22 protein-coding genes and 1 tRNA gene are annotated in these 23,545 nt (G+C 58.9%); 8 read left to right on the top strand and 15 right to left on the bottom strand.

All coding sequences use genetic code 11. The features are described from left to right. Positions 1-3: 3 nt before the first annotated feature. The 5 genes from DKW72_RS08930 to DKW72_RS08950 form a co-directional block, all read right to left on the bottom strand. Entirely contained in the window at positions 4-747 is a 744-nt protein-coding gene (locus tag DKW72_RS08930) for a spermidine synthase (RefSeq protein WP_111641998.1), read from the bottom strand. Next, positions 747-1,358 carry a DNA-J related domain-containing protein gene (locus DKW72_RS08935; protein ID WP_111641999.1) on the bottom strand — a complete coding sequence of 204 codons (612 nt, stop codon included), beginning with the start codon at positions 1,356-1,358 and terminating at the stop codon, positions 747-749. The genes DKW72_RS08930 and DKW72_RS08935 overlap by 1 nt, the downstream gene beginning before the upstream one ends. Positions 1,359-1,453: 95 nt before the next feature. Continuing rightward, positions 1,454-1,529, bottom strand: a tRNA-Asn gene (locus DKW72_RS08940). Positions 1,530-1,675: 146 nt separating this feature from the next. Further along, complete coding sequence (locus DKW72_RS08945; protein WP_157960443.1) at positions 1,676-3,025, bottom strand: alpha/beta fold hydrolase; 1,350 nt, start codon at positions 3,023-3,025, stop codon at positions 1,676-1,678. Between the two features lie 128 nt (positions 3,026-3,153). Then, positions 3,154-4,683: a putative bifunctional diguanylate cyclase/phosphodiesterase gene (locus tag DKW72_RS08950; protein WP_111642001.1), complete on the bottom strand. Its 1,530-nt coding sequence runs from the start codon at positions 4,681-4,683 to the stop codon at positions 3,154-3,156. 186 nt (positions 4,684-4,869) lie between these two features. Here DKW72_RS08950 and DKW72_RS08955 point away from each other — a divergent pair, with 186 nt between their 5' ends. Beyond that, entirely contained in the window at positions 4,870-5,370 is a 501-nt protein-coding gene (locus tag DKW72_RS08955; protein WP_111642002.1) for a DUF3806 domain-containing protein, read from the top strand. Between the two features lie 238 nt (positions 5,371-5,608). Beyond that, complete coding sequence (locus DKW72_RS08960) at positions 5,609-6,163, top strand: TMEM165/GDT1 family protein (protein WP_111642003.1); 555 nt, start codon at positions 5,609-5,611, stop codon at positions 6,161-6,163. A gap of 13 nt (positions 6,164-6,176) precedes the next feature. On the opposite strand, the gene DKW72_RS08965 is transcribed toward DKW72_RS08960, so the two are convergent. Then, a complete protein-coding gene (locus DKW72_RS08965; RefSeq protein ID WP_111642004.1) occupies positions 6,177-6,566 on the bottom strand; it encodes an HIT family protein in 390 nt (129 codons plus the stop codon). 304 nt (positions 6,567-6,870) lie between these two features. Here DKW72_RS08965 and DKW72_RS08970 point away from each other — a divergent pair, with 304 nt between their 5' ends. Next, positions 6,871-8,637 (top strand): DEAD/DEAH box helicase, encoded by a 1,767-nt coding sequence (locus DKW72_RS08970; protein WP_111642005.1) that lies wholly within the window; start codon positions 6,871-6,873, stop codon positions 8,635-8,637. Between the two features lie 164 nt (positions 8,638-8,801). Here the strand turns inward: DKW72_RS08970 and rapA are convergent, their stop codons facing one another. Next, a complete protein-coding gene (gene rapA / locus DKW72_RS08975; RefSeq protein WP_232522360.1) occupies positions 8,802-11,729 on the bottom strand; it encodes an RNA polymerase-associated protein RapA in 2,928 nt (975 codons plus the stop codon). Between the two features lie 160 nt (positions 11,730-11,889). Between rapA and DKW72_RS08980 the strand changes: the two genes are divergently transcribed. Next, entirely contained in the window at positions 11,890-12,807 is a 918-nt protein-coding gene (locus tag DKW72_RS08980) for a D-hexose-6-phosphate mutarotase (RefSeq protein WP_232522361.1), read from the top strand. Positions 12,808-12,862: 55 nt separating this feature from the next. Here DKW72_RS08980 and DKW72_RS08985 read toward each other — a convergent pair whose 3' ends face one another. The 5 genes from DKW72_RS08985 to DKW72_RS09005 form a co-directional block, all read right to left on the bottom strand. After that, complete coding sequence (locus tag DKW72_RS08985) at positions 12,863-13,846, bottom strand: malate dehydrogenase (RefSeq protein WP_111642008.1); 984 nt, start codon at positions 13,844-13,846, stop codon at positions 12,863-12,865. Positions 13,847-14,038: 192 nt separating this feature from the next. Then, a complete protein-coding gene (locus DKW72_RS08990) occupies positions 14,039-14,668 on the bottom strand; it encodes a dUTP diphosphatase (protein ID WP_111642009.1) in 630 nt (209 codons plus the stop codon). Positions 14,669-14,689: 21 nt separating this feature from the next. Then, on the bottom strand, positions 14,690-15,481 hold the full coding sequence (locus DKW72_RS08995) for a TatD family hydrolase (protein WP_111642010.1): 792 nt from the start codon (positions 15,479-15,481) through the stop codon (positions 14,690-14,692). 114 nt (positions 15,482-15,595) lie between these two features. Next, a complete protein-coding gene (locus DKW72_RS09000; protein WP_111642011.1) occupies positions 15,596-15,946 on the bottom strand; it encodes a PilZ domain-containing protein in 351 nt (116 codons plus the stop codon). A 103-nt stretch (positions 15,947-16,049) separates the two neighbouring features. Next, the gene (locus tag DKW72_RS09005) at positions 16,050-17,072 is read right to left on the bottom strand and encodes a DNA polymerase III subunit delta' (protein WP_111642012.1); all 1,023 of its coding nucleotides are present in this window, start codon (positions 17,070-17,072) and stop codon (positions 16,050-16,052) included. 126 nt (positions 17,073-17,198) lie between these two features. Here DKW72_RS09005 and DKW72_RS09010 point away from each other — a divergent pair, with 126 nt between their 5' ends. Further along, positions 17,199-17,837 carry an RluA family pseudouridine synthase gene (locus DKW72_RS09010; protein ID WP_111642013.1) on the top strand — a complete coding sequence of 213 codons (639 nt, stop codon included), beginning with the start codon at positions 17,199-17,201 and terminating at the stop codon, positions 17,835-17,837. Positions 17,838-17,989: 152 nt separating this feature from the next. Further along, a complete protein-coding gene (traF, locus tag DKW72_RS09015; RefSeq protein WP_111642014.1) occupies positions 17,990-19,159 on the top strand; it encodes a conjugal transfer protein TraF in 1,170 nt (389 codons plus the stop codon). A gap of 68 nt (positions 19,160-19,227) precedes the next feature. On the opposite strand, the gene glpK is transcribed toward traF, so the two are convergent. Beyond that, a complete protein-coding gene (glpK, locus tag DKW72_RS09020; protein WP_111642015.1) occupies positions 19,228-20,718 on the bottom strand; it encodes a glycerol kinase GlpK in 1,491 nt (496 codons plus the stop codon). Positions 20,719-20,866: 148 nt separating this feature from the next. After that, entirely contained in the window at positions 20,867-21,502 is a 636-nt protein-coding gene (tmk, locus tag DKW72_RS09025) for a dTMP kinase (protein ID WP_111642016.1), read from the bottom strand. Between the two features lie 100 nt (positions 21,503-21,602). Between tmk and DKW72_RS09030 the strand changes: the two genes are divergently transcribed. Both DKW72_RS09030 and lpxH read left to right on the top strand, forming a co-directional pair. Then, complete coding sequence (locus DKW72_RS09030; RefSeq protein WP_111642017.1) at positions 21,603-22,094, top strand: peptidylprolyl isomerase; 492 nt, start codon at positions 21,603-21,605, stop codon at positions 22,092-22,094. Between the two features lie 27 nt (positions 22,095-22,121). Next, on the top strand, positions 22,122-22,844 hold the full coding sequence (lpxH, locus tag DKW72_RS09035; protein WP_111642018.1) for a UDP-2,3-diacylglucosamine diphosphatase: 723 nt from the start codon (positions 22,122-22,124) through the stop codon (positions 22,842-22,844). 89 nt (positions 22,845-22,933) lie between these two features. Here the strand turns inward: lpxH and miaE are convergent, their stop codons facing one another. Beyond that, positions 22,934-23,545 carry a tRNA-(ms[2]io[6]A)-hydroxylase gene (miaE, locus tag DKW72_RS09040; RefSeq protein WP_111642019.1) on the bottom strand — a complete coding sequence of 204 codons (612 nt, stop codon included), beginning with the start codon at positions 23,543-23,545 and terminating at the stop codon, positions 22,934-22,936.

Below are 23,545 nucleotides of genomic sequence, written 5' to 3' on the forward strand. Positions count from 1 at the left end.
CCACTAGAAAATGTCGCGCAACCCATAACGCAAACGGCAACGACTGCGCCCTTGATCCAGCGCCGGCCAACCCCGCAAACGACGCAGGAAGTCTTCGACATCGACGGGGGCGCGAAAGAACGCACCCACCTGATTCTCATAGCCCGGCACCGTCAACGCCCAGCCAGCGGTGAACTCTGCGCGCAACCCATGCAACGGCGCTGCAGCGCGCAAGGTTCGCGGCCGGTCGCAGTTGATCACCAGGGTGCCTTCGGGCTTCAATAGCCTTATCAGGCGCCCGCACCAGTGTTCATCCGGCGCAACCACCCGCTCAGCCTCACCGTCCACATGCCCGAAGAGATCGTCGATAATCAGATCAAAAAGCGGGCCTTGATAGTAGTCGACCCAGGTCAGGGCATCAGCCTGGTGCAAAGCAATGTTCGGGCCTTTGAGTCCGAAAAAACGCCGGGCCACAGACAGGTGTACGGGGTTGAGCTCAATGCCGACCATCAGGGTGGGACGCACAAAGTGCTGCAGCTGACGGAGGACTGCGCCGCCGCCGACGCCGAGCACCAGAACCCGGCGACAATGTTCGGGCGGCCGCGCCAAGGCCGGCAACATCAGGGTATCCCAGATGCCGCCGGTCACCGGTTGCCTGGAGTTGTACTGGCTGTGGAATACACCGTTGGTGTAGAGACGCAGATTCTGACCGGCACGACGCACCTCGTAGCGATCGCCGCCCTCCTGGGCCATCCACACCAAGGCCATCAGAGCTGGCCGTAGTACCGATTGAGCGCCGCCATTGCGGCATTCAGGCGCTGCAATTTCTCTTTGCTGCCTCCGCGATCCGGGTGGTGCACCATGGCCAGCTTGCGGTAGCGTTGCTTGATGTCACGCAAGGTCACCGGCTCGACCAGTTCAAGCTCGGCCAATGCTTCCTCGCGCTCGGACAAACTGATGGTACCGGACCGAAAACGCCGCCAGAAATCCTCCAGCAGCGACGCCACCGTCTGCTCAGTGGCTTCGTCATAGTGGGTCCAGTCCAGATAGAAAAGTCGCAGTGGGTCGCTGACACGCACGCCATCGTCAGGAACACCCGCCTTGGCCAGGCGCACTGGGCCAGCGGAAATCGACAATGTGGAGATTTGCAGCCAGACGCCCTGCTCAATCAACTCGTCTTGCAGCTGGTAGAGGGCATTAAAGAGGCGGAAATGCAGACGAAAGAGTGCCAGGCCCGTGTCTGGCCGGTCCTTCGGAAGCGCTCCCTGGGCCCGCAACTCACTGATCAGTTCGTATTCCGTCACCCCGGGCAGGTAGCGGTCGAAATAACTTCGCAGCGGCGGTAGCAGCGCATTATAACGCTGGCGTGGTTGAGACATGGCGCCTATTATAGCAGCAACTTTTAACGCAATGTGGCTGGGAGCTAATCATTGGGCATAAAAAAAGCCACCCGGGGTGGGGTGGCTTTTATGTTTGGCTCCGCCTGCTGGGCTCGAACCAGCGACCCAATGATTAACAGTCATTTGCTCTACCAACTGAGCTAAGGCGGAGTAGCTAACCTCGTCCGTTGAAGTTGGTGCGCATATTATAGGCCACTTTAGTCTCGGTCAACCCTTTTTCTCAAAAAAAGCGGGTTCTTGCTTACAGCTGTTCAAACGGGCAGCAATTTGCGGGATTCTTGTGCAAAATCCGGCACTTAGGGTGTGTCACCAGCGCTCTGCCAGAGCTCCTTGGCGAGTTTCAAAGCGCGCGTATCCGACCAGATAACGCCGTGGCCCCGCCCCTCAAACAGTTCCAGGCGACTGCCCGGCCAAGCCAGATGAAGCTGCTCGGCCCACGCCTGCGGGGTGATCGGATCCCGCTCGCCGGCCAGAATCAATCCGGGTACGGTCGGCACGGGCACGGTCAACGCATGCTCGCGAGAGGGGCCAGACCAGGGGCAACCCCAGTACTCAGCCAGCGGGGCCAAGTAGGGCAACAAATCCGGGTAGTCGGCAGCGGCGCTCAGATAGCGGCCCCGATCGATACCGGGGTTATCCTGGCAATCGACAGCGTAGTAGACCAGGCTGAACCAGTCCTCGGAAAACGCCAGATTCACCAGTGCTGTCATCAGCTCGCGCACAGGCTCGCGCTCGCCCGCGTGTACCGCAGCGACGGCGGCAGGCACTCGGGGCCAGGCACTGTCTTCATAGAGCGCATTGAATACCCCAGCCAGAAAACGGTCGTCATTGACCGCGACCGACTGGCTGCCAGTGCGGCCCCAACGCTCGACACGTATCTGCCAGGGCGTGTGCCGCAGGCTCCCGAGAGCCTGAAAAAAATCGTTCCGATAATCGCCTTCACCGCGATAACAGTCTGTCTCGTCGCACCAGGAGAAGTGCTGCTCCAGAGCATTGGCGAGGGTTTCCGGCCACTGCTCCGCGCCACCCCGGCCATCGGGAAAGGGCGAGTCGAGCACCAGCGACAAGACCCGATCATTCTCGGCAGCCGCCACCATGGCCACGCGCGTGCCGTAGGACACACCCAGTAAATGAAAACCCTGATAGCTCTCCAGCAACGTCATCAAGGCCGCCAGGTCCTGGGCGCTTTGGGGCGTTCCGTAGTCCGCCGGATCAAAGTCCCCACGTTCTCCCAGCCGCTGGAAGCAGTCATCGAGCACCAGCGCACCTTCGGCCAACTCTGTCTCAAGACTGACCGGCCGCGCCAGAATCTCCTGACTGAAACGCTCATAGGCGTCACACCATAGTGCCGGCTCGCCCTCCCCTACACCCCGAGGGTCAATCAGTATCAGATCGCGTCCCGCTTCCACATACGTCAACCAGTCAAACCACTCATCAATGCCATCGCGATGCAAGCCGGCAGCAGCCCCTGGCCCACCCTGCAAATAGATCAGAGCATCGTCACTGGCTCGCCCAGCCCGCGCGCGCAGGATCACCACAGGCAGGCGGAATGTACGCTCGTGTCCGGGCGCGACCAGGTCGGCGCACACCACCGAATCAGGAGAAATCGCTGAAGAGAGAGAGAAGTGGCAGGGACGCAGATCCAATGCATAATCAACTGATGTCGACTCGATTGCATCTGCCCGACCAGGGTCTGGCTTAAGAAGAGACCAGGTTCCACCCAATGCCAGGGCGCCAGCAATAAACAATACGACGACTAAAGCGGATCGGCGCTTCACGACGCCTGTAAAACCTGTTCCAGGCGATTCCGATAATCCGCCAACGTCATGGGTCGTGCGAGGAAAAAGCCCTGGAGGTAATCCACACCGAGTGCACTCAAGGTACTCGCTTGACGCGCCGTTTCTACGCCTTCTGCCACCACGTTCAGCTGCAATGCCTTGGCCATGGCGACGCTGGCCTGAACCAACCCGTAATCCTGGCGCGACTCTTCCATGCCCTGGACGAACATGCGGTCTATTTTGAGGTAGGTAAAAGGGTGTTGACGCAGATAGCTGAGCGAGGAGTAACCCTGCCCAAAATCATCAAGGGCAATGGTGATGCCCTTGGCCACCAGTGAGTTCAAGGTGTCTGTGGCCTCGGCAATATTGCTTAGAAACACCCCTTCGGTGATTTCCAGAATCAGCTGCTCCGGGGCCAACCCGCTTGCCTCCAACACCTGCCGCACATCTTCCAGCAAGTGCCCATTGGCAAACTGCTTGGGCGATACATTCACCGAGACTTTCAGGGGATAACCCAGCGCCTGACTCAATGCGACCGTATCGGTACAGGCCCGTGCCAAAACCCATGAGCCCAACGTCCGAATATGGCCGGTATGTTCAGCGATGGGGATAAAATCTGCGGGCGAGATGAACTCGCCGTCCTCTTGCCAGCGCGCTAGCGCCTCGGCGCCGACAATGCGCTGCTCGCCATCGTAGAGAGGTTGATAGTAGACCTCAAGGCGCTCCTCACTGAGCGCGCGTCGCAGCTTGGCCTCAAGGTCAAAGCGGTAGCGCATACCCTCGCTCATATCTGGACGATAGAACTTGTAGCACTGTTTGAAACGCTTGCTCTCATGCAAGGCCAGGCTGGCACTGCGAATCAATACGTCGGGAATTTTTCCGTCCTCAGGGAAGCGCGCAATACCTATGCTGGCGGGTACCTGGAGCTGCATGTCTTCAATCACCAGAGGCTGGGAAAACGCCTCCAGCAGCATCTGCGCCACAGACGTCGCCGCGGGCTCGCTGTCACAGCCAGGCAACAACACCATGAACTCATCACTGCCCTGGCGAATCAGGCTGTGCTCGACAGCCAAGGCCGCCGCGATGCGCTGCCCCACTTTGACAATCACTTGATCACCGACCGCATTACCCAGTGTGTCGTTGATCTGTTTGAAACTGTCTAGGTCTAAGTACAGCAAGTAGAAGGGCCGCCCACTCTGGGCATGTTCGAGGGTCAGACGACTGAGTTCCCGCTGCCCCAGGCGCCGGTTCGCCAGCCCGGTCAGGTCGTCGGTATAGGCTTTGCGACGCAGCTCCTCAAGGTGCTGGCGCTTGGTTGCCAGCTCCCGCCTGATCACACTCTGCAGACGCCGTGCCATCAAATAGACAATCATCGCCGTGACGCTCACAAAGGCCCAGCCCTTGAAGGTCTGTGCTTTATGCAGGATCGCGGGGTCATCCCAGAGCCAGTGTACAACACTGTCTGAGGTCAGAATCCAGACCAATGACAACGAAAGATAGATAAGCGCGAGGCGGAGTGGCGTCATGAATACCTTATAATGGGTAGTTGTGCGTATCCTGAACCAAGGATAGCAAGCTCTCGACGCCCGCGCCAGCGCGCAGCGAAGCCGCTTTTGATACACTGGCGGGATGACTCCGTGGCGAACTTTGCGCCCAATGCGGACTCTATAACGACGCTCTGAGCTCGATTATTGGCGATTTTGAGGTTTTTAATGCGTATATGGTCACTGGCGCTGGGCGCCCTTCTGATTTTTGTCATCCAATCGGCCAATGCCGAAAGCGTGGTCATCCAGGATTTTGCCTGGATGGACGAGAACCACCTGACCCAACAAATCGAGAAAATCGACGACCTGGGGCGACAGCACTACGGCGTTCGGGTCCGCGGCGACAAAAGCGACCTGGAGCTGCTTCAGCGCCTGATCGACGATGATCACATTCCCCCTTCGGATGTGTTGACGCTGCAGGCATTGGGCGCAGTGCTCGGCAACGTGTTAAAGACCGAAGTTCCCCAACTCCAATGGAAGGTCTACGCCGACAACCTCGGGCGCAGTCGTGCCCTGTGCCTGAATGACTCCAAGAACTGCCTGTTCCCGGTTACCATGCTGTCTCGGCGCATTGAGCAAGGTCTGCAACCCAATGTCAGTGCCATTTACGATCGGGCGCTGGCCGACGTCAAACCGCTGTTGCCGCGCCTGCCTTACACGGCAGACTGACCCGGCGGGCGGTTGACCGCACACGCCGAGCCGTTATAATAACCACCTCCTCTCGGGGGAGTAATCTGCCGCACTGGCCCGCCAGTCGGCGCTGCTGTCAACACACTTGCGCCACAGCGCATGGCAACAGCGTCCCGCCCTTCAGGGCAGGGATTGATGAGACCTGAGACAAACACGCTTTCCGGCGGGGCGGCGTGCTTGTCTCTTGTGTCACAGTCCCGCCCGGTTAGACAAACTCATGGAAGCTTTTTTCGGCTCTACGCTCGCTGTCGCCATTGCGGAGATCGGTGATAAAACCCAATTATTGGCGCTTCTGCTTGTCGCCCGCTACCACCGGCCCTGGACTATTGCCGCCGGCATTCTGGTGGCGACACTGGTTAATCATGCGGTCTCGGCGCTTTTAGGGGTCTGGCTCGCAGACGTCATCCCGTCGCAATGGATGTCCTGGCTGATCGCTGCCAGTTTTGTCGCGGTCGCCATCTGGGTGCTGATACCGGACAAAGCTGATGACAATATCAGTCGCTGGGATAAATACGGTCCCTTCGTCGCTACCTGCGTGCTCTTTTTTATCGCTGAAATTGGCGACAAAACCCAGGTTGCCACCGTCATTCTGGCCGCCAAGTACGATGCCTTGATCGCCGTCATTCTCGGCACCACACTGGGCATGCTGCTGGCCAACTTGCCCGTGCTCTTCACAGGCCGCTGGCTACTCTGCCGTATTCCCCTCAACGTGGTGCACTGGTGTGCGTTTGTATTGTTTATCGGGTTTGCGGTAATTACTGTACTGCGCTGACTTGCGGCGCCTGCTACAAAGCTGCCTTGATCTTGGCCGCCGCAGCGGCCAGTACCTCGGGCTCGGCATTGCCAGCGTGCTCGAAGCTGAGATCACCCATGGTATCGAGCGGCACCAGGTGAATGTGCGTGTGCGGCACCTCCAGTCCGGCAATCATCATGCCCACACGCCGGGCCGGATAGGCTTTCTTCAGGGCTTTCGCGAGCGTACGCGACACCTTCATCAGGTGCATGGCCATCGGTTCGGGCAGGTCGTCCCAATGGTCGATCTCCTCCCGCGGCACCACCAGCACATGCCCTTCGCGGATCGGCTGGATGGTCATAAAGGCTACCGCCAGGTCATCTTCGTAGACGAAGTGTCCGGGCAGGTCGCCGGCAATAATCATACTGAAAACACTGGCCATGGTTGGCTCCTCCATCACGGTAAATAGGCAGTCTACCCCAGGTACCGGCCGACGTCTAAAGGCAGTGGCGAAACACGGAAGGCGCAACAGAACCGGTTATATTTTCAACAACCACTGGCTTTTTTTGGCGCCAACCCCTATACTCCGCGCTTCTTCAGTAAGCCTCAAGAGTGAAACAGACGAGTGCGGGGCGATGCTGAAACATTCATACAGCATCCGGGGCTCTCGCTGATCTGTTTCAGGCGCGCACAGACACGCCTGTTTTCGGCCCCACGCCGTGAGTTACTCCAAGGTTTACGCATTTATGTCTTCCGATACTCCCTTATTTTCCGAGCTGGGCCTCTCCGCGCCTGTCCTCAAAGCCATTCAATCCGTGGGTTATGAAACGCCGTCGCCGATTCAGGCCGCCGCGATTCCCGTACTCCTTGAAGGTCGCGACATCGTCGGCATGGCCCAGACCGGCACCGGCAAAACCGCTGCTTTCGCCCTGCCCTTGCTGTCACACCTGGACGTCAAACAGAAAAGCCCGCAGATTCTGGTACTGGCACCCACCCGCGAGCTCGCCATTCAGGTTGCCGAAGCCTTCCATCGCTACGCCAGCGATATTCCCGGCTTCCACGTACTGCCGATCTACGGCGGCCAGGACATGCGCGGACAACTGCGCGGACTCAGTCGCGGCGCGCACGTTGTTGTGGGCACCCCGGGCCGGATTATGGACCACCTGCGTCGCGGCAGCCTGGACCTGTCCCACCTGAAAAGCCTGGTGCTGGATGAAGCCGACGAAATGCTGCGCATGGGCTTTATTGACGATGTTGAATGGATTCTGGAGCACACGCCCAAAGAGCGTCAGACGGCTCTGTTCTCGGCTACCATGCCCAAGCAGATTCGTCACGTCGCCAGCAGCTACCTGAACAACCCGCAAGAAATCAAAATCGCCAGTACCACGACGACCGGTGACAATATCGAGCAGGTGTACTGGATGGTCAGCGGCACCAACAAGCTCGACGCCCTGACGCGCATTCTCGAAGTCGAAGAATTCGACGGCATGATTATTTTTGTGCGCACCAAAAACGCCACCGTCGAATTGGCCGAGCGTCTCGAAGCGCGCGGTTACTCAGCCGCCGCACTCAACGGCGACATGAACCAGCAGGTGCGCGAACGCACCATTGATCGCCTGAAAGACGGCAAACTCGATATCGTGATCGCCACCGACGTGGCCGCGCGCGGTATCGACGTGGAACGCGTCAGCCATGTGGTCAACTACGACATCCCTTACGATGCCGAGGCCTATGTTCACCGCATCGGCCGCACCGGCCGTGCCGGCCGCAGCGGCAAGGCAATTCTGTTTGTCGCCCCGCGCGAAAAGCGCTTGCTGTACGTGATCGAAAAAACCACCCGCCAGCCCATCAAGCACATGGAGCTGCCCAGCGGTGCCACGGTGACCGCCGCGCGTATCGACCAATTCAAACAGCAGATCACGGAAGTGTTTGAGCAGAAAGTTGATCTGACCTTTTTCAACGACCTGCTGGCAGCCTACAGTCACGACAATGACCTGGCACCGGAAGACATCGCTTCGGCACTGGCTTACCTGGTACAGAAAGAACGTCCCTTGCAGGTCAAGTTTGCAGACGTCAAACAGGACAAGCCCAAGCGCGACATGACCCGCAAAGAGCGTACCCGCGACCGCGATGGTCGCCGTGAAGGCCCGTCAGCCCCGCGCCGTGAGCGCGAGATGGGCGAGAATATGCAGCGCTACCGCATCGAAGTCGGCCGCAAGCACGAAGTACGTCCCGGCGATATCGTCGGTGCGATTGCCAATGAGGCGGGGATTGATAGCCAACACATCGGTCACATCAAGTTGTTTGATGATTTCACCACGGTCGATTTGCCGTCTGGCATGTCCAACGAGCAGTTTCAGCAGTTGAAGCGGGTTCGGGTGCGTAACCAACCGATGAATATTTCACTGGATAGCGGTCCGGCGTCAGGCCCAGGTAAACCAGCCGGCAAGAAGCCCGCCGGTTTCAAGCCCAAGCACAAGAAACCGGGCGGCTTCAAACGCGATAAAAGCTGATCGCCTTTTCCACCCGTTCTAACAAAAAAAGCCTCCATTCTGGAGGCTTTTTTTGTGGCTGACTTCGTGAGGGTACTACCGGTATTTGGGTGGGTATCCCCCTCTGAAAAGTCTCCCCCCTTCAATCCACCGGGAGTAAACTAACGAAGCCGCCAGCGACAATATCAAACCGTCATGATAACCCGCACAGAATCCAACTGCAGCGTGGCACTCTCCAGAAAACCGCGCGACTGCTCGCGCCGATCTTCCCAATAGCGAATCTCATCCGGATGAATATTCGGATTCACAGCCGCCAGCGCCTTCAAACGCTCCGCCTCATCAGTCAACTCCCCGTGCATCTGCGCCACGGCAGCTGCTACCAGCGTCTCCTGCTGCGGACGAACCTTCTGCTCCGCCTGATTGACCATCTCCGTCAAGGCCGGACGTGCATGACGCACCAGCTCTTGCGCTTGCGGGCGCGAGACCTTTTGCAGCAACTGGCTCAGCTTGCCAATTTCCAGGACTGCGGCCAGGTCCTTGCCTTTATCGTCCAGCAGAACCCGCACCAGAGAATCGCCCAGGTACTTGGGCAACTGCAATTGTGTCGGCGCGGTGCACTTCAGGACAAACACCGCTTCCACCATCAGCGTACCGGGTTTTAGCGGTGGCAGCTTGAGCGTACACACCGCAGTGTTCCCAAACTCGCCGCTGATGATCAGCTCTTGGGCGCCGCGGATCAGTGGATGCTCCCAGGTCAGAAACTGCATATCGTCGCGCGCCAAAGCTTCGCTGCGTGACGTAGTGACCGTCATACCGTCATCGAGCAGACCCGGCACATGGGAAACGCGCATATGGTTGCCGGGGTGCAGAACCTGACTGTGCTCACCGTGATCCTCGACCTCAACACCAAAGGCGTCACAGACCCGATCCAGATAGTCATCGACACCCGTTTCGGAATCGATGCGTGTCAGCTCGGCTATCAGCGATTGCGCCAACGCCGGCTGACAGGAGTTCATCTCCAGCAAGCGATCGCGACCGGTTTGCAGTGTTTCGGTCAGGTCCTTCGCATAGGTCCGGGTGGTTTTGATCAGCGCCGCCACTTCCGACTCATCGCCGTCGCTCAATACCCGGGTAAAATCCTCCCCCACATGCAGCTTCACCGCCTGGCCAATGGCACAGGTTTTCTCAAAGGCGTTGATGCCCTGGTGATACCAGTTGAGCAGGTTTTCCTGCACCGAGTCCTCGTAGTAAGGCACATGCAAACGAATATCGCCTTTCTGACCAATGCGGTCCAGGCGACCGATGCGTTGCTCCAGTAGATCCGGGTTGAGAGGCAAGTCGAACAGCACCAGGTCCTGGGCGAATTGGAAGTTGCGACCCTCGCTACCAATTTCCGAACAGATCAGCACCTGAGCGCCGTCTTCATGATCGGCAAAATAGGCGGCAGCCCGATCCCGCTCCAGTAAGCTCATGCCCTCGTGAAAGACCGAGGTCGGCAACCCTTTGCGCAAACGCAGGTGCAGCTCCAGCGCCAAAGCGGTATCGGCACTGGCGCAGATCACCAGGGTTTTCTGACGCCGATTGGCCTTCAGCAACTCGGTCAACCACTCGACCCGCGGATCGGAAAGCAGCCAATCGTCGCCCGTATGCGTTTCCCAAAAAGTCTCCGGGCGCAACTGCGCTTCGAGCGACTGCTCCTCCAGAGCCATAAGGGCTTCATCATCAAGGACCAGCGGATGTGGCATCAGCTGTCGCTCGGGGAAACCCGCCACCGAGTTGCGGGTATTGCGAAACAGGACCCGACCGGTGCCGTGCTGATCGAGCAAGTAGGCAACGGCTTTGTCGATGGCCGCCGCCAGCGATTCAGATTGGGCCAGAGTTTGCAGGTGCTCGCAGGTCGACGCCGGCAGATAGTCAGTCAGCAGCTGCCAGTGCTCCGGCGCAAACTTTCCCGAGCTGTCGCTGCGTGCCGCGAGCAGGCTATCCAATTCCCGATTGAGGGCAAAATAGCTGGACTCTTCCGCAATAAATGTTTGTAAATCGTGATAACGGTCCGGGTCGAGCAGACGCAAGCGCGCAAAATGACTCTCAAGCCCCAACTGCTCGGGCGTCGCCGTCAACAGCAGACAGGAGGGGATCGCCTGGGCCAGGGCTTCAACACACTGATAGGCGGGGCTGGGCGCCTCAGGCGACCATTGCAGGTGATGAGCCTCATCCACCAATAACATATCCCAGCCCGCGTCGAGCGCCTGCTGCTGGCGATTGGGATTGGCGACCAGAAAATCGAGTGCACAGATGACCAGTTGCGCGCTTTCGAACGGATTGTCATCCGCCTCGTCAATAACGATTTCTTCATTATCGGGGAGCAGCGAGGGGTCGATATCATCCAGGCTCCAGAGACTTTGGCAGCGCTCTTCGTCGAGCAGGGTGAAGCTCAGGTTGAAGCGCCGGAGCATTTCCACCAGCCACTGGTGCTGCAAACTCTGAGGCACAACGACCAGCGCCCGCTGAACCTGGCCGGACTGCAACTGCTGATGCAGAATCAGGCCCGCCTCGATGGTTTTACCCAGCCCCACCTCATCCGCCAACAACACCCGAGGCGCATGGCGGCGCGATACCTGGCGGGCGATGGTCATCTGGTGAGGCAGCAGGTCGACGCGTGGCCCGGCCAGACCAAACGCCGGTGACTGCCGGTGTTTAAAGTAACTGTTCAGGCTCTGATAGCGGAGAGTAAAATCTTTGTGTTTATCGATCTGCCCCGCGAACAGGCGTTCCCGTGGGGTCGTGAATTGCACAAAGCTATCAAGCTCAAATTCGGGAATCAGCAGCGCATCGCCGCTGTCGGTGTTGCCTTGGTAAGCGAGGCATCCATTCTGCTCCAGCACCTCGTAAATGGTGATTGTGGCGCCGTCCTGATTGCTGACCCGCTCACCCACCTGGTAGCGCACACGGCTCACCGGCGCGCCTTTGGTCGCGTAGGTCCGGCGCTCGCCGCTGGCAGGGAAACTCAATGTCAGCTGGCGCTCGGACATTTCCAGGACAATACCTAAACCTAACTCGGCTTCAGCCTCGCTTACCCAGCGCTGACCGATCATAAATGGGGTCTTGCTCACACTCGCCTCTTCACTGCTTGTCTGTGCCCGCATGATACTGGGATGAGGGCCATTTCTCCAGACCAAATGGCCTCGGGTCACGATTCGATCCGGGGCCCGGTATCCGCTTGGTGGGGTCGTTGTGCTATGATTCCCGGTTTTCAATGACAAAGAGATGCGTATGACAGTCCGTCAAAACTCACTCGACCTGCTCCTGGCAGAGCACCGATTTTTACGCCTGACCCACAGCTCAGACGTTTTGTCCGATGCGAGCGGGGCCGGTATTCCCCTGCTGCAGGTCGTAACAGACCACTGCGTCGCGCTAATTGCGTTGCAAGGGGCGCAACTGCTGTCTTTTCAGGCACTGAATCAAGCACCGCTGCTTTGGTTGAGTCCCGCCTGCGATTTTACACCCGGAAAACCACTGCGCGGCGGAATCCCGGTATGCCTACCCTGGTTTGGCCCTCACCCAACGGATGATGGCCAGCCCAAACATGGCTTTGCGCGCACCCGAGACTGGGCACTGGAGACGGCGGCCATGAGCGATGACGGCAGCGTGACTCTGGTATTTGCGCTCGACAGCCCCGGGCATCCGGGTTTTGAGCATCCGTTTCGCGCGCGCCTGACGATGGTGCTCAATCAACGTATCAAGCTCGACCTGACGATCCACAACATCGGCGAAAAGCCTTTTGAGACCACCTGGGCGCTACACAGCTACCATCCGGTACAAGACCTGAAGGCAGCGCGGGTACTGGGACTGAAAGGGCGCGATTATCTGGATAATCTGGCGCAGCTGGCACGCAAGACACTGACCGAAGATTTGGCGTTTAACGGCGAAGTCGACCGGGCCTTTCCCGGTGTAGACGAGCCATTGATGGTCGAGACGGGGGAGCACAGAATCCATATTGAGCACGCGAACTGCCCAAGTGTGATCACCTGGAACCCGGGCCCCGAAAACGCCGCCGGAATGGCCGATGTGGGTGCCGGTAACGAGCAGGGATTTGTGTGTGTCGAGCGCGGCGCGGTGCATGATGACGCCTGGACGCTGGCACCGGGCGAGACGCGACAGGCTCAATTGGAGATTTGGGGGGAGAGCTAAGGAGAGGCTCCGAAACGTTACGGGGCCCAAGAAATTCTCGGGCCCCGCAGCCGGCTTACGCTGGCAACAATGCCTTCACTGCATCACGCTCTTCCTGCAACTCCTGCTCGGTCGCCGTCATCTTGCCACGCGAGAAGTCGTTGACGTCAACGCCCTGCACAATCTCCCAGTCGCCGTTCTTGCAAACGCAGGGGAAAGAGTAAATCAGACCTTTCTCAATGCCATAGCTGCCATCGCTGTAGACACCCATGCTGGTCCAGTCACCTTCAGCAGTACCCAGCGCCCAGTCGTGCATGTGATCGATAGCGGCCGACGCAGCAGAGGCAGCCGAAGAGGCGCCACGCGCTTCGATAATGGCTGCGCCACGCTTCTGCACGGTGGGGATAAAGTCGTTCTCGTACCAGGACTGCTCAACCAGATCGATGGCGTTTTTGCCGGCGACTTTGGCCTGGTGAATGTCCGGGTATTGGGTCGAGGAGTGATTGCCCCAAATGGTCAGATGGGTAATATCATTGATGGACTGCCCGGTCTTCTGCGCCAGCTGGGTCAGAGCACGGTTGTGATCCAGGCGGGTCATGGCGGTAAACTGACGGGGATCGATATCCGGTGCGTTGCGCTGGGCAATCAGGGCGTTGGTGTTGGCCGGGTTGCCCACGACCAGCACTTTAATAGCGCGTGAGGCGACGTCGTTGATCGCTTTACCCTGAACAGAGAAGATTTTGGCGTTGGCTTCGAGCAGGTCTTTACGCTCCATCCCGGGGCCACGCGGGCGAGCACCCACCAGCAGCGCGTAATCGCTGTCTTTGAAAGCCACGTTCGGGTCATCGGTGCACACCATGCCGGCCAGCAGCGGGAAGGCGCAATCGTCCAGCTCCATAGCCACGCCTTGCAGCGCTTTCAGCGCCGGGGTGATTTCCAGCAATTGCAGAATCACGGGCTGGTCTTTACCCAGCATTTCGCCAGCAGCGATACGGAACAGCAGGGAGTAGCTGATTTGGCCAGCGGCGCCAGTGACGGTAACTCTTACGGGTGCTTTCACAGTGGTTCTCCATTTGGGTTGAAAATGCGATCAGCGCCGGGCGAACCGGGTTGTCCGGGGCACTGCCAAGGTATATGTTGTCCCGGCCTTCTGCGGAGCCGGTGTATGGTGGGCCGGTATTATAGAGGATTATGGCGAGTGAAAACCAGCCGCGCAGCGCCGCCCTGACAGGTATAGGCGCCTCGGGAAGCGCTATCGGTACCGCTCACTCAACGCCTGGTAGACATCGTCTTTGAAGCTGGCAGTGGCCGCATCCAGGCTCTGCACCACTTCCACCAAATGCTCGTTGTCCTCACGACCATCGTGCCACTGCTTGCGGTAGCTGCCATCCTTGTAGCCGTGATCCTGACGGAAGAAATTGAGCACGTTTTTGCCCACGTAGCCCCGATAGAGCTGCTCAGGCGTCATCCCTACCCCCGCCATCAAACGGCCGAACAGGCCGATATGAAACTGTTTGTCATTCAGAGTGGCTGCGGTAAACGCTTCCAGATCCAACCGAAAATCTGCGCTGTCGGTGTGCACCACCAGGCGCTCGGCCAACTGGCGTGCCAATACTTCATCAGAGGCACCACTTTGAAGCAGTATGCTCAGGCCAAAATGCCAGATATCGATCAACTCCAGCGCGACCTGTTCAGTGTCCGGGGTCTGATGCTTCCACCACTTCCAGCCGTAGTGATCCATCAACTCCGCGCACTCCACCCAAATGGCCCGGTACCACTCAAAACCCTGGTTGCGCCAGTCGGTATTGACCTTGGTATTCATACTGTTCTGCAGATTCAGCATCGTGTGCATCTGCTGGATGCGGGTGTCCTGATTGCTCATAGGAGTCCTTAATTGCCCCCGTCAGTGGGGTAAATGGTCTTTGGCTCGGGGGAAGAGCCGATAGAAGTTCTCAGTGGTCCGCTCGGCAAGCTCCTCGAACGCGATGCCCCGCAGCTCAGCGACGTATTCGGCCACTTCGCGCACCATACGCGGCTCATTGGGTTTGCCCCGGTAAGGCACCGGCGCCAAATAGGGGGAGTCAGTCTCGACCAGCAGCCGGTCGATAGGTACCTTCTGCGCCACTTCCTGTACCTGCTTGGCATTTTTGAAGGTCACGATACCGGACATGGATACATAAAAGTTCATATCCAGTGCCCGACTGGCCATGGCCCAATCCTCGGTAAAGCAGTGCAGCACACCGGCGTGGGTTTCGCTGGCGTGCTCGCGAATCAGGCGCAGGGTGTCCTCCTGAGCGTCGCGAGTGTGCACCACCACTGGCAAACCCGCCTGTTTACCCGCCTCCAGATGCAGCGCAAAACTCTCTTGTTGAAGCTCGGCACTCTCGGTTTCATAGTGGTAATCCAGCCCGGTCTCACCAAAGGCGACAACCTTGTCCTTATTCGCCCAAGTGAGCAACTGCTCCAGACTGGCGGTGCCGGATTTGACATCACAGGGGTGCACGCCCACCGAACAGACCACTTCCGGATGCGTCTGAGCAATCGCCATGACGGTGGGAATGTTCTCCAGGCTGATACCGATACACAGTAGCTGCTGAATGTCCCGGGCCCGGGCGGCCGCTATGGCCGCGCCCAAGTCGCCGTCGTACGGTTCGAGTTTGAGACGATCCAGATGGCAGTGGGAGTCAACTAGCATGGGGCTCCTTCGAAGTCGGTGTTGCTGGCAAAAATGAATACAGGGGCCGTATTGTGCCATTTTTTGGTCGTTGCGGGGGAGTTGTCGCGTACATCGACCAAGGAGGGAAGAACGTTACATAGTGTGTGTCGGGCGCTCGGACTCGAGGGTGCCGGCAAGGTAATTCTCGATTTTGCTGACGGCGGTATTGTCCTGGTCGCTGAACTGAACGCCGATACCGGCAGCGCGGTTGCCCTGGGCCCCTTTAGGCGTTATCCAAACCACACGCCCCGCCACGGGAATTTTTTCGGGTTCATCCATCAGGCTCAAAAGCATGAACACCTCGTCCCCCAACTTGTAGGACTTGCCGGTAGGAATAAACAGGCCGCCGTTCTTTACAAACGGCATATAGGCCGCGTAGAGCACGGCTTTATCTTTGATGGTCAGAGAGAGCAGCCCGTTGCGGGCACCGCCTAGCGCTTGCATCGTTTATCCCGGTGTTGGTTCGGTGTTATCGCCTGTCCCTGTGCAGATAGCCGTGAAAGCTGTTGTCCCACAGCCCGTTACCAGACAAAGTTACTGCATTGCTTTAAGCCTGTCCAGCCGCGTTGCGTGCACTGGCGCGCAAAATCGCGGTCCAGTCCATCATTGCCTCCTCCAGAACCAGCGGTTTGTTCGGGTTGGCGCCATTGCGCAGTTGCTTGCGCACCCCGAGCAGCTTTTCCTGATACCGCTGCAAGAGGCTTGGCGCCGCCAACTGCAAACGTTCGGCGACAGCGGGCTCCAATTGCGCCAGCACGGGCACTTTGAGACCCAACTGCCAACGACACAGGTCGTGCAGCCAGCCCAGCCACCAGCGCAGAAAGAGGTCCAGGTCATCGCCTTGCAGCTTGGCCGCTGCTTCTACCGCCGATACCTGTCCCAGGGAAAGCTGGGCAATCAGCGTCTGCCACTCCGCCCGTCGCTCCAGGGTGTCCCCCGCCAACAGCGCCAACGCCGCCAGGGGTGCGCCCCGGGCGCTCGCCAACAAGGTCTGGGCGCTCAATTCGGACCCCGCCACCAGAGGCTCCAGCCAAGGCAATACCTGCGCCGCGGGGGGCACCGGAATCAGCTGCAACTGACAGCGGCTGCGAATGGTGGGCAATACCGCGCCGGGGCTGTCACTTACCAGCACCAGCACGGTTTCCGGCGCGGGCTCTTCCAGGGCTTTGAGCAGGGCATTGGCCGCGTTGACATTCATCGCCTCGGCGGGATAGAGCAGAACCACACGACGCCCGCCCTGCTGTGCCGTTTTACCCAACTGATCGATCACCTGGCGCACCTGATCCACCTTGATGGCCCGACTGCCCTCCTCCGGGGTCATCAGCAAGCGATCCGGGTGAGTGCCCGCCCGATTCAGTTCACAGGTGCGGCAGCGCCCGCAGGCGCTGCCGCTGCTGGGTTGCTGGCATAGCAAACGTTGAGTCAAAGCCTCCGCCAGGTGGCGTTTCCCGATCCCCGGCGGTCCTGCCAACAGCAGGGCATGGGGCAGCTTGCCCGCCTCAATCTGGGCATCCAGCTGGCGCCACAGGGACTGTTGCCACGGGTAAGGATAGGCGGGAAAATCACTCATCGGGCGTTTGAACTCCAACGTTTGCGCTGCCGGGCCGGGCTTCGGCCCGGGGTACTTTGGCCGCAAGCTTACCAAGGGCGTCTCTTTTTTGCGATAATCGCCCGCCTTTGACCTTCAGGACAACCCATGACCCACCCCCCGCTGGCTATCGTTTATGCTGACTCCCAGTTGCTGGTGGTCGACAAACCCTCCGGGTTGCTCACCGTCCCGGGCAAGGGTCCGGACAAGCAGGATTGCCTGATCAACAGGGTTCTGGCCGATTACCCCAACGCCCGTATCGTCCACCGGCTCGACCAGCCCACCTCCGGACTGGTGCTGATTGCCCTGAGCTATCCCGCCCAGAGGGCTCTGTCCATGCAGTTTCAGGCCCGCACGGTCGATAAAACCTACCTTGCCGTGGTCGACGGTCTTGTGGCGGAAGACCAGGGCAGCGTCGAGTTGCCACTGATCTGCGACTGGCCCAATCGCCCTCGGCAAAAGGTGGATCACGAGCACGGCAAGGCCGCCCTGACCCACTACCGCGTTCTGGAGCGCGATCATGAGGCCCTTTGCACACGGGTGGCCCTGAGCCCAGTCACCGGCCGCTCCCATCAGTTGCGGGTGCATATGCTCGCCCTGGGACACCCGATCCTCGGGGATCAGCTCTATGGCGATGCCCGTCAACAGGCGGCCGGCGAACGGCTCTTGCTTCAGGCACGAACCATCGGCTTTGCACATCCCGCAACCGGCGATCGGTTGGATTTGGCTCTGAGTCCGGCTTTTTAGCCAACGGTGCGTCAAGTTTTTGCAGAAAAGGCCGATTTCACCCATATAGGTTATTGCAAGACTCTGTGCAAAGCCCGACACTGTGGCATAATAATCCACATATAGGTACCACCGTTGACACGCAATCACCACGAGCCCAATCAGGATACCCCATGAAAAAGACGCTTATTGCCCTCTCTCTGACCGCTATGGCCTTTCCGGCCGCCGCCAGCGATTACTTCAACGGCCGTAACACTGCTGTCTCCGGTGCCGCTGTGGTCACCGGTAACTACCGCGACTCACTGCTGCTGAACCCGAGCATGGGCGCCAACTATGGGCCCAACGACGATTTCGCCATGGCGGGTAACTTCGGGGTCATGGCCACCGACCGGGATGACCTGATCGACGCTTTGGAAGAGCTGGAGGACTATATCGACTTCCTCGATAACCGTCCCAATGACGACTTGACCGAGCCCCAGGGCGAAGAACTCAAAAGCCGTTTGCGCGCAGTGGACAACAAAACTGTATTTGTCGGTATGGGCGCCAACGGCCTGATCGCGATCCCCAACCGTTTCGCCTCCGCTGCCCTGGTGGCACGCACCCGCGCCAATATCAGTGCAACGCCGGATATTGATGAAACCGACTTCGACGTTATCGACGCCGCTGTTGAGCAAGACACCAGCTTCCGCACCGATGACCTCTTCTCGGAAGTCAACGCCCGCGGCACCATCATTACCGAGGTGGGGATCAATCTGGCGCGCGCCTTTATGGAAACCGAAGACAGCCGCCTGTTGGTGGGCGTGATGCCCAAGCGCATGTACGTTGAATCCATCGTCTACACCGCCCAAGTTGCGGACTTCGACTCCGACGATCTGGATGCAAACGACTACACCCGTTCAGACAGCATGATGAACCTGGATGTAGGGGTAACCTATCAGATGGGCGACCTGAGTTACGGTTTTGTGATGCGCGATATGGTCAGCAAAAGCTTTAGTACTCGTAGCATTCACGGCGAGCGGGTTGAGATCAAAACCCAATCCACGGCGGCCGTCGGTTACGATCGCGGCTGGTTTAGCGCCGAAGTCGCCATGGATCTGAACGCGGTGCCCAACTTTGCCCTGCAGGGCGACACCCAGATGCTGCGCGCCGGCTTTACCTTTGATGCCTGGCGCTGGGCTCAACTGCGTGCAGGGTTCCAGCGGGATTTGAGCGACACCCTGGAAGATACCTACTCGATCGGTTTGGGCCTGTCGCCGTTTAATGTGATCAACCTGGACATTGCCGGATTGGTGGGTGACAACAACACTTACGGTGGTTCTGTGCAGTTGGGACTTCGCTTCTAGGCAAGTGCCTCGGGGGTCGGATGGCGGCTGCGCCTAATCCGACACCTGAGGCAACTGGCTTGATGGCGTCATGCCCCAGCCAACAACTGACCAACGGCCTGTTCCCAGCCAGCCAGGTGCGCCTTGCGCACCTTCGCATCCATTTGCGGTTTGAACACCCGATCCACCTCTCGCCACGCGGCGGCAACCTCGATTGACTCGATCAGCCCAGCCTGCAGTGCCACCAGGAAACTCACCCCTTGGGCCGTGGTTTCAAAATGCACAGGCCGCTCGACCTCAACCTCCAACATGTCGGCGAGAAACTGACACAACCAGTTGTTGACCGCCATCCCCCCATCGACCCGCAAGCGGGTAAACGCAATGCCATCACCTGCATAGGCTTCCTGCAGGTCCCGCGTCTGATAGCAAACAGATTCCAGTGCCGCGCGCACCAACTGCGCCTTGCCGCTGGCCCGGGTCAGTCCGAACACCGCCCCGCGCACATCCGGGTTCCAGTGAGGTGCACCCAGGCCGGTAAACGCCGGCACCAAGTACACGCCACCGGTGTCCGACACCGACTTCGCCAGCGCTTCCGTTTGCTCAGCGCTGTCAATAATCTGCACATCGTCGCGCAGCCATTGCACCACTGAACCGGCATTAAAAATCGAACCTTCAATGGCATAGTGGACTACGCCCTTCAACCGGTAGGCTACCGTGGTCAGCAACCGGTGACGGCTCGCCACCGCCTCAGTGCCGGTATTCGCCATGACAAAGCAGCCAGTGCCGTACGTGCTTTTGCAGTCCCCCGGCGCAAAACACCCTTGCCCGATCGTGGCCGCCTGCTGGTCCCCTGCGACCCCGAGAATAGGCAGCTCGGTGTCGAGTATTGACACCGCTGTAGTGCCAAAATCCGCCGCACAGTCAAACACGTCGGGCAACAGCGCGGCCGGTACATTAAAGAGATCGAGCAGCGCTTCGTCCCACGCCTGCGTGTGAATATTGAACAGATTGGTACGCGAGGCGTTGGTGGCATCGGTGACATGGCGCTCGCCACCGGTCAGACGCCAGATCAGAAAGCTGTCGATCGTGCCAAAGGCCAATTCGCCGGCTTCAGCCCGAGCCCGAGCGCCGTCTACATTGTCCAGCAACCAGGCAACTTTCGTCGCTGAGAAATAAGGATCGAGCAGCAGCCCGGTCTTGGCGCGAACCGTCTCCTCTTCCCCCCGCGCAGCCAACTCGTGACAGGCGCCGGCCGTGCGCCTGTCCTGCCACACGATCGCGTTGTGAATGGCCTTGCCGGTTTTACGCTCCCACACCAGGGTGGTTTCCCGCTGGTTGGTGATACCGATACCCATCACCGGGCGATTGAGCGTGTCAGCCTCTGCCAGAACCTCCCGGACGACTTTCACCACCGAGTCCCAGATTTCTTCCGGATCCTGCTCAACCCAGCCGGACTGGGGCTGATAGAGCGGGAAACTCTGCTGGGCCGCAGCAACCACCCGACCGCGGGTATCAAAGAGAATCGCCCGGCTGCTGGTGGTGCCTTGGTCGATGGACAGAATCAGGGGTTCATCAGTCATGGGGTGACTCCGTGTTCTCGTAATGCGCCACAGGTGTCGGATTACGGCTGCGCCTAATCCGACCTACGCCAACAATGGCACACCGTTTCATGTAGGTCGCATTAGCTCGAAGGGCGTAATCCGACACCTGTGGCAGCGGCGCCCGATTTCAGGTCAACAAGACGGTCAATTGGGCGTCAATCGCCGCCTGGACGTCCGCCAGAGGCAGTCCGGCATCCACCAAAGCATAGCGCTCTGGCGCCGCCTGCGCACGCGCACGATAGGCGGCCCGTACGCGCTCAAAAAAGGCAATTTCCTCGCTCTCGAACCGATCCAGTGCGCCCCGGCGGCTGGCCCGGGCCAGCCCTTGTGCCGGCTCGATATCCAGGACCAGCGTCAGATCCGGACGACGCTCCCCCTGCACCAGGGTCTCAAGCTGGGCAATGACACCGGTATCCAAACCCCGGCCACCGCCCTGATAAGCATAAGTGGCATCGGTAAAGCGGTCGCACAACACCCATGCACCCCGCGCCAGGGCGGGTTCAATGACCTGGGCCAGGTGCTGGGCACGGGCGGCAAAAATCAGCAATAACTCGGCGGTGGGCACCACCGTCTCCTCTCTGGGGGCCAACAGCAGTTCGCGCACCTCTTCTGCCAGGGGCGTGCCACCGGGCTCACGGGTGACCACCACGTCCAGCCCCCGGGCTTCCAGCCACTGGCGCACAAACGCCAGGTTGGTGCTCTTGCCCACCCCCTCGGTGCCCTCCAGGACGAGGAACCGCCCTTGCCCGCCTGTTGCCCGCATAATCTCTCCATTTCGTGAAAAATCAGTGGCTTATTTGTAACACAGTGTTGCCGCCTCAGGCGAGAAAATCTATCATGGCGCTTTTTCCGAGGATACACCCATGATTACTCTGCACACCAACTACGGCGACATCGTACTTGAACTGGATTTTGACAAGGCGCCCAAAACCGCTGCCAACTTTAAACAGTACGCCGAAGACGGTTTCTACACCGGTACCATTTTTCATCGCGTTATTGACGGATTTATGGTTCAAGGCGGCGGCATGACTGAAGATATGGAACAAAAAGCCACGCGTGAGCCGATCCAGAACGAAGCCGACAACGGCCTCAAGAACGACACCGGCACCGTCGCCATGGCACGCACCAATGACCCCCACAGCGCCACCGCACAATTTTTCATCAATGTAAAAGACAACAATTTCCTCAACCATACAGGCAAGAACATGCAGGGCTGGGGTTACTGCGTTTTCGGTAAAGTGACCGAAGGCATGGATGTGGTCGACAAAATTCGCAAAGTGAAGACCAGCACTCAGGGCTATCACAGCGATGTGCCGGTTCAGCCGGTGACCATCGAGAAAGTCACCGTTGCCTGACATGCACTGAGCTACCCGGGAGCCGTTATGCCGACTCTGTTCATTTCCGATATGCATCTGCACGAAAGCCGCCCGGCCGTGACCGAGGCGTTCTATGATTTTCTGCAGACGCGAGCCTCGGACGCCCATGCACTCTACATTTTGGGTGATTTCTTCGACGCCTGGATCGGTGACGACGACGACAGTGCTTTGGCGACAGACGTCGCCAAAGCCTTGGCAAAGGTCTCTGCAGCTGGCACTGAAATATTTCTGATGCACGGCAACCGGGATTTTCTGATTGGCCATGACTACGCCAAGCGCTGTGGTGCCAGCTTGATCCCCGGCGGCACCGTGATCGACCTCTACGGCACTCACACGCTACTGATGCACGGAGACGAGTTGTGCACCCAGGATCGCGAGTACATGGCTTTCCGTCAGCAGGTCCGCTCGCCGGAGTGGCAGCAACAGATTCTGTCTCAACCGCTCACAGTGCGCCGTGCTATGGCTCAGCAGTTGCGAGAGCAAAGTGCGAGCATGAACAGCCTGAAGGCCGAAGACATCATGGACGTGACACCTGAAGACGTCGTGCGGGTGATGCGTGATGCGCTGGTGACCCGGATGATTCACGGTCACACCCACCGCCCGGCCCGCCACCCGCTAGGAATCGACGGACGCAGCGCCGAGCGTATTGTGCTCGGTGACTGGCATGATAAGGGCTGGTGTGTCTATGCCGACGAGGGTCGACTGGAATTGCAGGATTGGCGGATTTGAGGGCTTGAGAATTAGAGAGCTAGAAAAGTGACCTGAGTTTTGTCGGATTACGCCCTTCGGGCTAATCCGACCTACGGGAAAGCTCGATCCTACTGGAGAGCAGGGACGCCCGAGTGGAAGCGGAACTCGGTGTCCTGGGACTCGATCAGGGTGCGTTCAAAAGCCAGAAACTCCTGTACTCGGGCATCAATCGATTCCCCTTCCGCTGCTCGCTCCGCCAGCGTCAGATAATCCTCGTAATGCCGCGCCTCCGATTTGAGCAACGACAGATAAAATTTCTGTAGCTCCTCATCCAGATACGGTGCCAGTCTGGCAAAGCGTTCGCACGAGCGGGCCTCGATTATCGCGCCTACAATCAACGTGTCGATATAGCGCGCCGGCTCATGGGTGCGGACTTTTTTACGTAGCTTCGCCGCGTAGTGACCAGGGGTAATCTGGTCATAGGGTATCCCGCGGGCCTGCATAATGCTCATCACCTGCTCGTAATGACGCAACTCCTCCCGCGCCAGGCGTGACATCTTGTGCATCATGTCGTAGTCATCAACATACCGGTACATCAGAGTCAGTGCCGTGGAGGCCGCTTTTTTTTCGCAGTTGGCATGATCGAGCAACATTAACGGCTCATTCGCCAACGCACTCTGCACCCAGGCGTCCGGGGTTTCACAGTGCAAAAAGGCTTGAATATGGCTGATATCCTGCAT

This window comes from Marinimicrobium alkaliphilum (assembly GCF_003259155.1).
Lineage (GTDB): Bacteria > Pseudomonadota > Gammaproteobacteria > Pseudomonadales > Cellvibrionaceae > Marinimicrobium_A > Marinimicrobium_A alkaliphilum.